The sequence below is a fragment of the Myxococcus dinghuensis genome (assembly GCF_024198235.1).
Classification (GTDB): Bacteria; Myxococcota; Myxococcia; order Myxococcales; family Myxococcaceae; genus Myxococcus; species Myxococcus dinghuensis.
In genome coordinates this window covers 25,583-37,124 of record NZ_JAKCFB010000011.1, presented here as the reverse complement: position 1 = coordinate 37,124, position 11,542 = coordinate 25,583, and the positions used below count along the sequence as shown (strand labels likewise).

9 protein-coding genes are annotated in these 11,542 nt (G+C 69.3%); 4 read left to right on the top strand and 5 right to left on the bottom strand.

From position 1 onward, the window contains the following. Positions 1-19 precede the first annotated feature (19 nt). Complete coding sequence (locus LZ198_RS16890) at positions 20-619, bottom strand: hypothetical protein (RefSeq protein ID WP_253973009.1); 600 nt, start codon at positions 617-619, stop codon at positions 20-22. A 120-nt stretch (positions 620-739) separates the two neighbouring features. Next, on the bottom strand, positions 740-2,158 hold the full coding sequence (locus LZ198_RS16885; protein WP_253973008.1) for a M1 family metallopeptidase: 1,419 nt from the start codon (positions 2,156-2,158) through the stop codon (positions 740-742). Positions 2,159-2,333: 175 nt separating this feature from the next. Here LZ198_RS16885 and LZ198_RS16880 point away from each other — a divergent pair, with 175 nt between their 5' ends. Next, a complete protein-coding gene (locus LZ198_RS16880) occupies positions 2,334-3,326 on the top strand; it encodes a hypothetical protein (protein WP_253973007.1) in 993 nt (330 codons plus the stop codon). A 1-nt stretch (position 3,327) separates the two neighbouring features. Here LZ198_RS16880 and LZ198_RS16875 read toward each other — a convergent pair whose 3' ends face one another. Next, positions 3,328-4,155 (bottom strand): hypothetical protein, encoded by an 828-nt coding sequence (locus LZ198_RS16875; protein ID WP_253973006.1) that lies wholly within the window; start codon positions 4,153-4,155, stop codon positions 3,328-3,330. A gap of 163 nt (positions 4,156-4,318) precedes the next feature. Between LZ198_RS16875 and LZ198_RS16870 the strand changes: the two genes are divergently transcribed. Both LZ198_RS16870 and LZ198_RS16865 read left to right on the top strand, forming a co-directional pair. Then, positions 4,319-5,389 (top strand): leucine-rich repeat domain-containing protein, encoded by a 1,071-nt coding sequence (locus tag LZ198_RS16870; protein ID WP_253973005.1) that lies wholly within the window; start codon positions 4,319-4,321, stop codon positions 5,387-5,389. Positions 5,390-5,570: 181 nt separating this feature from the next. Beyond that, positions 5,571-6,716, top strand: a complete 1,146-nt coding sequence (locus LZ198_RS16865; protein ID WP_253973004.1) for a hypothetical protein — start codon at positions 5,571-5,573, stop codon at positions 6,714-6,716. Between the two features lie 4 nt (positions 6,717-6,720). On the opposite strand, the gene LZ198_RS16860 is transcribed toward LZ198_RS16865, so the two are convergent. Together LZ198_RS16860 and LZ198_RS16855 are read right to left on the bottom strand one after the other, a co-directional pair. Further along, positions 6,721-8,316, bottom strand: coding sequence for a poly(ethylene terephthalate) hydrolase family protein (locus LZ198_RS16860; RefSeq protein ID WP_253973003.1), 1,596 nt, complete (start codon positions 8,314-8,316; stop codon positions 6,721-6,723). A gap of 126 nt (positions 8,317-8,442) precedes the next feature. Continuing rightward, complete coding sequence (locus LZ198_RS16855; RefSeq protein WP_253973002.1) at positions 8,443-9,147, bottom strand: hypothetical protein; 705 nt, start codon at positions 9,145-9,147, stop codon at positions 8,443-8,445. A 454-nt stretch (positions 9,148-9,601) separates the two neighbouring features. Between LZ198_RS16855 and LZ198_RS16850 the strand changes: the two genes are divergently transcribed. Then, positions 9,602-11,488 carry a hypothetical protein gene (locus LZ198_RS16850; protein WP_253973001.1) on the top strand — a complete coding sequence of 629 codons (1,887 nt, stop codon included), beginning with the start codon at positions 9,602-9,604 and terminating at the stop codon, positions 11,486-11,488. The last annotated feature ends 54 nt before the right edge of the window (positions 11,489-11,542 follow it).

Below are 11,542 nucleotides of genomic sequence, written 5' to 3'. Positions count from 1 at the left end.
CCGTCAGGGCTCCCGCGGTTCAGGAGTCGCCGGGCGCGACGGTGACGCGCGCGTGCACCTCCAGGACGAGGCTCCAGTCCGTGCTCAGCGTGACGAGCGCCGCCTGGTTGGGGCCGTTGAACACCGCGGGCAGGTTCTGGGAGGCGCGCACGAGGACCTGGGGCGCGTAGGCCGCCGGCCCGAGGCGCGTCGAGGACGTCTGCTCGCCGTCCGGCGTGAGGTTCACCAGCGCCGCGGTGTTCGAGCCGTACGAGAGCACCGGTCCGACGTAGCTGCTGCTCGACTCGAGGACGATGGGGACGGTCGTCGTCGGGTCGAACACGGACAGGGCGAAGCGGCCGTTCGCGGACATCGCGACGAACGCCGGCGCGTCACTCATGAGGACGCCCAGCGGGGACCGGATGACGACCGAGCCAGGGCAGGGGACGCGCTCGTGGACGAGCTGCCAGCCCCAGAGCCAGTGCTTGCGCACCCAGATTTCATAGCACTCGCCCGGGTTGCCGATGACGCCCAGGCTCTCCCACTTGCGGCCGGGCGGGCGGGCCTCCGCGGACCGGGGGGTGAACAGCAGCGCGGTGGAGGCGGCGCAGAGCAGCAGGGCGAGGCGCGGGTGACGCATGGGGAGGCTCCGGGGACTTCGGGGGAACGGACTCCCCGGCCTCGCTCCGCGCCGGGGAGGTGCTGACAGAGGAGGGGGCGGCCTCCGTCGCGGAGTCCGTCCCCTGTCGCCGCTTCGGGGTCAGGGCAGCTCGGGGATGCCCAGTCCGCGCAGCCAGGCGTTCGCGAGCGGCGTCGGGTCCTGCCCCGTCTCCGCCTTCACGAGGTCCAGGAACTGCTGCATGCGGGCGGTGCCACCGACGTGCCGGCGGTAGAAGCGCGACAGCACGCGGTCGATGGCCGCGGTGCCGATCTGCTTCTCCAGCGCCTTGTAGAAGAACGCGCCCTTCTTGTACGGGATGTTGGACCAGAGCGGGTGCGTGAGGATGTCGATGGTGTTGCAGGTGGAGTCCGGCAGCGCGTAGGTGTCACCGCGCGAGACGGCGCGCTCCAGCTCCCGCGTCCACTGCGTCCAGACGGCGGCCTCGGCCTCCGCGCCCTCGGTGGCGCGCACGGAGCGGGCGGTGAGGTACTCGGCGGTGCCCTCGGAGAGGACGAAGTCCTCCCAGCACCGGATGCGGACGCCGTTGCCATACCAGCCGTGGGCGGCCTCGTGCTGGTGCACCAGCTTGTCGTCCATGGCGTCCGACGCCACGTGCCAGTACGGGTGGTGCTCCATGCCGCCGTACGCGCCCGGGCCCCAGTTGGCGGACACCGAGCCGACCTTGCCGCCGAAGGTGTACGGGCCGTACTGCCGCTCGAAGAAGTCCACCGCGTCCTTCAGGTGGAGGGTGCCCGTCGTGGCGACCGCCGCTTCACCCGGCAGATGCCAGACGGAGACCTGGGTGCCCGCGGTGGTGTGGCCCAGCGGCAGCTCGGTGTAGTCGCCCACGGCCCACGCCAGCATGTACGCCGGGGCGTCCGCCGGAATCCGCGAGGGGTAGACGACCTTCTTTCCCGCCGGGACGTTGCTCACCTTCAGCGAGAACTTCACGCCGTCCGCCAGCGCGGGGTGGCAGGGGAAGAGGTTCGCGCAGAAGGACGGCCACAGGAACGTGCTGCCGGTGGGCAGGTAGCCGTCGAAGTCGGGCGTCTCCTCGAAGGTGTAGTCGACGAGCACGGTGCTCGCCCACACCGGCATCCCGATGTCGAGCTGCCCGTCCTGCACCGTGTAGTTCAGCGCGCCGCAGCGGCTGCGCACGCCGGTGATGTGAATCTTCCCCACCTTCAGTGACAGGCCCGTCGCCAGGGACGGCGCCACCTGGATGGCGGCCGTGGCGCTCAGCGTGTCGAGCTTCACGTCCAACGACGTGGTGAGGATGTTGCGCGACAGGCTCGCCCGGGGTTGGGGCCGTGGGAGCGGGTTCACCAGCGCGCACAGCTCGGGACAGCCATTGAGCTCCACGCCCTCCCCGAGCGACGCGCACGTGAGGGCCTCCTGCGTCTGCGCCAGCGCCTCCGTCTCGGCGGAGGACTCCGACTCCCACTCCACCGTGGGACCACACGCCCAGAGGCCTCCAATCGACAGGAGGACCCCGGCCCTTCTCGTCACGACGTTCATGTTTGATTTCCTTGAAAATCAAGTAAATGCCGCTCATTTCCTATCACAGCCCTCGACGCGGGCTTGAGGACGTCGCGGGTGACTCGGGGGCGTGTCATCCATTGGGGCGGTGAATGTCGGCTGGCATGCGCGAGGTGCCCGGGTGCGTGGGGCGTGTTGGCATTAGGATTGACGGATGGCCAATCGAGACGGTCCCCAGCGTGAGCGGTCTTCTCCACGGGAGTCGGCTCCCGGCACCGAGGCGCCGGACCATCAGGGCCTCATTCCCCTGCTGACGAGCCTCTGCCTGGGGCCGCTCCTCGCGGTCCAGTTCGTGGACGCGATGGGCTCCTCCGAGGAGGGCTCCCTCGTGGTGCTGGCGGGAGGTCTGCTGTCGTGGGCGGGGTGGGGGCTCGCGCGGCTGATGCGGTCGCTGCGCAAGCGCGCGATGGCGAGGCACCACGTGGACGAACCCTGGCTGTGGGACCGTGACTGGCCGCTCGAGACCGAGGCGGACGACCATCGGCTGTCCGCCCTGGCGTGGCCGTTGCTGCCGTTCGCCCTGGCGGCGCTCTTCACCTGTGGCTTCCTGTCCGAGTCGGTCCACGGCCTCTTCGGTGAGCGTCGCGGGGACGCGCGGTCGTTGTTCCTGGGCCTCGCGTGGGTCGCGAGCGGGACCGGGGGGCTCCTGCTCTGGAAGCACTTCGCGCGGCTCCGGCGTCGCTGGCGTGGGCGGCGGCACTTCGGCGCGGTGACGCTGCGACTCCCCGAGGTTCCCCTCGCGATGGGGAAGACCGCGCGGCTCGAGGTCCTCTTCTCACGCGACGTCCCGGAGATATCCCTCATGTCGGTCACGCTCGAGCGCATCCGCGCGAAGACGACGACGGTCCAGCACCGTGACGAGGCCCGCATCCGCACGCACCGGACCTCCGAGTACACCCGCACGCGGCACGTCCATGCGGAGCGCCTGGGGCCCGCGCATCCCCTGGAGCTCCTCCTCTCCATCCCGGAGCAGGAGCCGGCGGCGTCCACCTGGAAGCGCGGCGACACCGAGGTCTATTGGGAGCTTCGCCTCGAGGGGCGCTCCCGGGGACGGGTGCTGGATGTCCGGTTCCCGTTGCCGGTGTACTTCGTGAGGGTGGGGCAGGACGCCGTCGCGGAGGCGCCGGTGTTCGCCCAGGTGCGTTGAGCTACTCCCACGCGGACAGCCGGTCGAAGTCCTCCGCGGTGAAGCGCCCTGTCTCCAGGCCGTTGGTCACCCACGCGCCCCGCAGTCCCAATGACTCGCGCAGGCCCCGGTAGGCCTGGACGTCGCTGAGGCTGGGGGCCACGCCACCGCCCACGTCGTCCACCGTCTCCGGCGTCGTCCACATGCGGTCACCCGGCTCCCGGTCGAACATGAAGTTGTGGTTGTGGAGGTGCGCCACGAGCGTGAAGCCGCGCGCGACGTCCGCGGCCACGCGGTCCGTCACCTCGGCGCGGAGCTTGCCGCCCACGTGGTCCGCGCCGGAGAGGTAGATGCGCAGTCGCCCCTGTCCACGCAGGACGTAGGCGTGGAACTCGGTGGGATGCGACAGCATGGGGAAGCGCCGCGTCTGTCGCTGGAACAGCCGCCACTCCAGGCAGGAGCTGGGGCCCACCGTGCCGGTGCTCCCGTCGAGCACACGCGCGCTGTTCTCCGCCTCGCGCCGGGCCCCGTCCTTCCGGGTCGCGAAGAGCGCGCGGGAGCGGTCCAGGAGCGTGTGCTGCGCGAGCCCCTGTTCACCCAGGCGCGCGCGCAGGTCCTCGCGGTAGCGCTGGCGCTCCGCGTCCTCGGGCGCGGCCTCCCACCACGCGGGGGCATCCGGGACGTCGAAGACCTCGTGCAACTCACCGGGCAGCGGTGTGCCCTCCACGGCGATGACCTCGTCGGGCCGGGCGGCGAGGACACACGCTGTCCCGGGCCCGGCGGCGGGGACCGTGCGACAGGCGGACAGACAGAGCAGGAGCGCGCTGACGGAGGTGAGGCGTCTTCGCATGGAGGTGACCCTACCTTCCGTGGAACCCGGGAGACATCGGACGTCGGATGAATGAGGAGTCGAGAGTCTCATACCCCGGGTGCACGCCTCGGGCGCGAGGCGTGTTGCCCCTCGAGCGCGTGCTTTCCCGGTGCCATGGAATGGAGCTAGGACGGGTGGCCTCATGGCCAAGAAGCCCGTATCGCTCGTGACGTCGTGGAAGCGCGTGGAGAAGCAGGTCGTCCAGGTCTTGGGGAAGGGGGCGGCGGGCCGTCGTCTGGCGGACCTGGAGCCTCGGGTGGTGCCGTTCACGGCCGGGTTCGACCCCGCTCCGCTGTTGCCTCCGGAGTACGTGGAGCTCGTCACGGCGCTGGGCTACCGGTGGCTGTCGACGACGGCGTCCACGTTGTGCCTGCTGCCTCCGCGCTGGCGGTTGGGGGTGTCCCAGCAGGTGGGGGTGCCGGACAGGGATTGGAGGGACGTCCGGGCGGAGCGTGAGGCGGGCACGCATGCCTATGGGTTCGTGATGTTCGCCGCCCACGACATCGAGGACCTCCACGGCTTCGCCTTCGGGAAGAGCGCGGACGGCGAGGCCCTGGTCGTCTGGGAGGTGGAGGACAGCCTGCCGGTGTCGGAGCTGGGGCCGTTCTCCACCTGGCTGTCGGAGACGCTGGCGGAGGTGTCCGCCGCGCTGGAGGGCGTGGAGGAGGGCGACTCGCCCGTGGAGCCTCCGGACCTGGAGGGCGCGTCGCTCCCCATCAATGCGAAGGGGAAGGACCCCGCCGCGGTGTTCGACGCGTTCCCCCGGGACTCGAAGGAGCTGCTGTTCAACGGCCGGAAGCTGGGCAGCCTTCCCGCGCTGATTGGTGAGTTCACCCAACTGGAGTCCCTGTGGGTCCGCACGACGGGCATCCAGCGGGTCCCTCCCGAGCTGGGGCGTTGCGCGAAGCTGAGGCAACTGGACCTCTCGTTCAACCCCGAGCTGACCGAGCTGCCCCCAGAGCTCGGGGACCTGGCCTCGCTCGATTCCATCAACCTGAACCGCACGGGACTGACGACGCTGCCGGACTCCTTCGAGAAGCTCCGCAACCTGACGTCCGTGGACCTCCAGTCCACGCCGCTGAAGACGGTGCCGCCAGTCCTCTTCCGGATGCCCTGGCTGCGGGCGCTGGACCTGTACTGGACGACCCTGCCTCCCGAGGAACTCGACCGGCTGCGCAGCGCGCTCCCCGGGTGCAAGGTGGGCGTGAGCTGAGCGTCTGGCCCGGTGGGGGCGGGGTCCGTCGGACCTCTCCCTGGCGGGATGCGAGGGGATGGTCGCGCGGCGCTTCTCCGGCGACAATGAGGTGACAGGCTTTCCGCGTGGGGCCCGCATGCCTGAGAGGGATGCGAGTCATTCGAGCGGGTGGAAGGTCACGCAGGGGGAGGCGCAGGACATGGTCGACGCAAAGGGGGCGCCGGACTGGGAGGTGCGGCTGCGCGCGCCGGGTCAGCGGCGGTGGTTCTTCTCCGCGGTGTTGCTCGTCTGGTGTGCCATTGGCTTCGCGGGCGCGAAGCTGGGCCTCGACGTGCTCATCGTGGTGGTTCGGAAGCTGCTGGACCCCACGCCGATGGGGGGCCGGATGGTGATGACGAACGTCCCGGCCGTGGGGCTGGTGTTGGGAGGCCTGCTGCTGGCGGCCGTGCTGACGGGATGGCTGTGGGTGGGCGTCCGCTTCGGGACGTTCCTGCTGCGCTCCATCGTCTGCGAGGACCAGCTCGCGATGGACTCGAAGGGCGTGAGGTGGCGGCGGTGGTGGGGGCCGTGGACGCGGGTGAACCATCTGCCGTACGCCGACGTGGCGGCCTTCCCCGACGGCTCGGGGGGCGGAGTGACGGCGTTGCTGCACACCGGGAGGCGCGTCGAGCTGGCGACGCTGGGGACGGTGTCGGAGCACAGGGCGCTGTACCAGCGACTGCGTGGGCGCTCGGAGCTGGGCGCGACGCCCGCGGTGCTCGCGGACTGTGTGCCCGAGGGGCGCGAGGCCGTGTCACTCCCGAGGGGTGGGGTGGTGTTCCGGCGTGAGCGGGGCGCCGCGGTGGGCCAGCGTGCGTGGATGCGCGGTGGCGCGGCGCTCCTGTTCGCGGCGTCGGCGGCCGGGGTGATGTGGCGACAGGGCATCGACGGCACGAGCGTGGAGGGGCCGCTGTTCGCGGTGGCCCTGGCGGGGCTCGCGGGCTGGGTGGCCTTGAGCGCCTGGCCTTCCTTCCAGTCGTGGTTGGAATGGGAGGTCCGGCCAGGCGTGCTGGAGCGGGTGCGCTACCGGATTGGACGCCCCGAGCGGGTGAGCCATCGCGTGAGGTCGCTCGAGGTGCGGCGCGACGTCTCCCAGGAGCTGGGGGAGGACGAGCGGGTGACGTTCTCCCTGTGGATGCACACGTCCAAGGGGGCTTCGGTGTTGGAGCGCGGCATCTACGCGCCCGAGCGCATGGACCACCTGGGGCAGTGGCTCGCGCACCGCCTCGACGTCTCCCTGGACCGGAAGGCCCTCGTGGGGGACCTCCCGAAGAGCAAGCCCGCGCTTCGGCGTCGCGCGGGGTGAGGGCTCAGGGCGTCAGCGCCTTCAGCTTCCGGGTGCTCTCCTCGAGGAGCCCGGACTTCGCCTCCGCGCTGCCGAGCGCGGGGTCGGTGGGGACGAGCTGGATGGCGCGCTCGAAGGCCTTTCGGGCGTCGTCCTTCCTGCCCGCGGCGGAGTAGCCATCTCCCAGGCTGTCGGCGGCGTTCGCCGAGGTCGGATGGAAGTACATGGCGAGCTGGAAGGCGAGGATGGCGCGGTCGGCCTTGCCCTGGCCGAGCAACGAGTAGCCGAGCGCGACGAAGACGGCCTCCTCGACGACGGGCTCGTCGGGGAGCTCGCGCCGGAGCTGTTCGACGGAGGCGATGACCGCGTCCAGGCCGCGTGCCTCCACCTGCTCGAGGACGACGGAGGGCGGCGGCCGGGCGGCGCGGGCGGGCTCGTACGCGAACGTGGCCCGCGGGTTCCCTTCGACGACCGCCTTCATCCGGGTGAGGCCGCTGGCGTCCGCGTTGAGCTGGAGGTCGAGGAACGCCTCGATGAGGGCGCACGTCCAGGTGAAGCCCTCCCCGCTGGAGCGAGGCGTCGTCCCCTCCGGATTCGCCGGGAACTCGCCGGAGAAGCGCTGGTGGAGCGAGCCCTCGGTGAAGCTGGAGTGGAACATCTGGCTGAGCGTCACGAGGTAGCGGTCCGAGTGGTGGTACGAGCGGACCGCGGACAGGTCGATCCACGGCTGCTTGCGGCGCAGGTCGAGGATGGCGGCGCGCATCTTCCGGGGCGCGTGGTGGTAGCCCTCGGTGACGGAGAGGATGCCGGGGTCGGCGGGGGGATGGGGGAAGCCGTAGGTGCCGTCCAGGCCGACCACGGCGGCGACGTTGGCGTTCTGCATCGCGAAGAGGACCGCCGCGCTGCCGCCCATGCTGTGGCCCACCATGGCCAGACGCGACGGGTCCACGTTGGGCAGGGCCCTGACCACGGACCAGGTGAACTCGTAGTCCCGCACGGTGATGGCCACCTCGGCGGGGGTGAGTCCCAGCGAGGGCTCGTCGCTGCTCGGCCCGAGCGTGAAGACCGTGGCGACGACGTAGCCGTGACTGGCGAGGTACTCGGCCAGCGTGGCGTTCGTCGTGAGCAGGGCGCCCTGGCCTCCCGTGGTGAGGACGAGGGGGAAGTGGCCGGGGGCGGCGGGGGCGTTGGCGATGGCGGCCGTGGGCGTGGCGGCCAGGGCCGCGTAGGCGTCACGGAAGCCGCGCTGGTGGGAGGCTCCATCCCGTTCGGCGAGGAGCGTCTCGACGTCCGGGAAGCCCTTGGGCGCGGAGCCCCCACGGAAGTAGTCCTCGAAGCGCAGCTTCCGTCCCGTGGCGCGGGCGGCGGCGGGATACCAGACGCTGATGCGCATGGGCCGGCCACTGGGGTCGGCGGTGAAGCTCTTGCCGTAGGGGCGGGTCGTAGCCCAGGTGCGGCTCGTGTCGAACCGGTAGAGCACCTGGTAGCCGACCGCGTGGGGCCCGGGGGCCAGGTCCCCCCACAGCGGCCTGGGGGCGGGGGGCGCTTCCTTCGCCTCCGCGGGGAGGCTCATGCACAGCAGCAGACAGGCACTGAACATCACGACGACCGCTCGACGCATTCCGCGCTCCCGTCACTCCCCCACTCGGACTCCTCCTCTCTACGAAGCAGGCGCGGGCGATTGCAATCCGGTGGCGATTTCACGGGACGTCGGGTCGGACCCGTACGGCCGAGCGGTCCTGGGCCATCAACTCTGGTGCGCGGGGATGGGCGCGGCCAGCCGCAGGCGGAAGCCGAAGCCGATCCACAGGTGGATGGCGCGTCCGCGGACGCCGCCCTGCGCCGACTCGGTGCCAGAGTCCACCTTCAGCGTGTCGTACTGGCCGCCCGTTCCACTGATGAAGAGCCCGGCCCAGAAGGGGCCGGCGAGGTTCTTGTCGAACCCGGCTTGGAAGGTGAAGTCCAGTCCGGAGTAGGTGGCCTCCACGTCGGGCAGTGAGAACGACGACCGGTCATGGCCGACCGCCAGCCCCAACCAGGGGGAGTACGGGCCCTGGGCGTTCCAGTGGACGTTCGCCTGGAGGCCGAAGCGCCGGTTGCGGCCGGGACAGACCTCGTCACGGGAGCATTGGACCCGCATCTGCGCGTAGGAGACCTGGAGCCAGGGGCCGACCTCGACGTGCGAGCCGATCCGGAAGGTGGGCTCGAGGATGGCGGCGAAGAGCCCCTTGTAGACCTCGTACAGGTAGACGGGGGAGACGGCGTCGTCCTCCATCATCCCGCCCGGCATGAGGTAGCCCCCGCGCACGGAGAGGGCAATCCAGCGCGGGAACACGGAGTCGTTCTCCGAGGCCTGACTCAGCTCGTCCCGCTCCTCCGCGAAGGCCGTCGGGGACATGAGCAGGGAAAGCAGGGCCAGCGCCCGCAGGGTGGGACGTGAGAGTGTTTGCATGAGCGATCTTGCGGTTAATACGGTGGCTTCCAAGGTGTCAACCGAAGGTTGACCCGTGGATCCCATTCGCTCCCATTTTCGATCCAAGGCTGGAGGCCTGGAAGATTTCCTCTGAGCGGTAGCGCATTGTGTGGCGGAACCAGATGGATGGCCAGGATGTCAGGAATCCACCCGACTTACGACGCAGTCATTGTCATGGGTCTGTGCTCAGTCCGTGACGAGGTTGGATGACCCGTGGAGGTGCCTCATGTCAATGCGATGCGTGTTTTCCTGTCTGGGTGTCTTGCTGCTCGGTGCTTGTGGCAGTAGCGCGGACGAGCCGCTCGGGGTGGGATTCCTCTCCAGTCCATCTGGAAACCCCTCTCATCACTTACCACTGCTCTTGGATGACCATGGGAATACCCCCGATACGGCCACTCCAATCTCTCCCCTGGCTGGGCCCATCACGGGAGCCTTGGACTTCGGTTTCGATGAGGATGTCTTCTCCTTCACCGCGGAACCCCGGCACTACTACCGCTTCCAGTGCACGTTCCCCGCGCCGCTCGTGGGCTGGATGATCCAGTACTACGACGCGCAGAAGATGAGGAAGGTCCGGGTGGATGTCTGGAACCCTCCTGGGATGGGGGTGTACTTCAAGGTCGAGGCCCAGGAGACCGCCTACGTCAGCGTGGCATCACCGAACCATGAAATGATGGGGCCCTATTCCTGTCAGGTCGTCGACCTCGGCACGGATGATCATGGGGATCGGGCGTCCACGGCGACGCCCTGGTCACCGACGACCGTGGCCTCGGGTACGCTCGAGTTCCCGAGCGACCGTGATGTCTTCCTCCTGCCCCTGTCCCGGGGCTCCTTCTACCGCGTGCGTTGCGAATCGACGGTCGTCACTCCCTGCCGGGTGAATGTCGTGACCCCGAACGGCACTGCCACGGGGGATGTCGCTCCGGGGGCCATTTTCAACGCCACGCGAACGGGCGACTATGTCGTGGAGGTCAGCACGCTCATGCCAGGGGTCGTGGCCATCCAGGGGGCCTATACCCTCCACCTCGATTTCATCGAGACGGATGACCACGGAGACTCCGTCGAGGATGCCACGCCGTTGTCGCCCTCCTCCGCGCCATTTACCGGCAAGCTGTCGGGTGGCTCAGACCGGGATGTCTTCACCTTCGTCGCGGTTCAGGACCATGTCTACCGCTTCGTTTGTGATGTGCTGCCGGGCCGTCAGCTGGGGCCCTCGTTGCTCCTGCGCGACGGTGCGGGCCAGGTGGTGGAGTACTCGTACTCCGTCGTGGGCGACCGTACGCACGTCTCCGTCGAGGCACCCTCCGCTGGAGTCTACTCCGTCGATGTGTATGACGGTCTCCACGATGGCCCCTATACCTGTGCCTTCGAGGATCTGGGTTTCGATGACCACGGGGATTCGGCCGCGACGGCGACGGAGGTCTCTCTCTCCACGGAGTTCTCCGCCCACCTGGAGACGCGCGCGGATGTGGACGTCTTCTCCTTCCCCGTGCAGGCCGGTCGCATCTACCAGTTCCTGCCCAAGAGCGGCACGCCCGGAGCTCCCTATCTCCAGCTCAAGAACGCGCAGGGCCAACTGCTCCAATCATCGGGCATCGGAAACCTGGCCCATGAGGCGACCGAGGACGCGCAGTACACCCTCGAGGTGATGTTCCACGGCACGGCGACCCGTCGGCCGAAGACGTTCATCATCGAAGCCCTCGACAGGGGACCCGACGACCATGCCGACACGTACGAGGGGGCGACGGTCCTGGTGCCTGGGCAGACCGTTTCTGGCTGGCGGCACAAAGACGAGGACAAGGACGTCTTCGTCTTCTACGCCCTGGAGCAGAATCTCTATATGTTGTACGGCGCCTCGTCGGGTCCCCTCTTGGAGTCACCAGTCGGCCCCGTCCGAAGGCTTGAGCTTGGTGGGCCGCCGAGACTCCTCTTCGACCCTGTCGCCACGGGCCCCATCTACATCACCGTCACTGCGGGCAGTTCCTACCAGTTCCGGTTGGAGTGGGTTGGTGTGGATGACCACGGGGATGATGTGGCGCATGCCACTGCCATCACCTTGCCCCAGACCCTCAATGCCTCGCTGGAATCGTCCTTCGATGTGGACGTCTTCTCGGCGGAGCTGGTGGCGGGACAAGCATGGCGTGTCACGGCTTCTGGCTTGTCGAATGTGAGTGTCCAGGTGGTGGACCCGCTCGGGCAACCCGTTCCGGTGACCCCCCTGGGAGATTTCACGCCCCTGCTTTCGGGCAGCCACCACATCATGGTCAAAATCGACCCCACTCGCGGCTTCAGTTACGGTCCCTATCGGTTGCAGATCGACTGAGCGCGTCCGGCTCACGCGAGGTCGTGTGGGGCACGGTGTCAGGTGCCCCACACC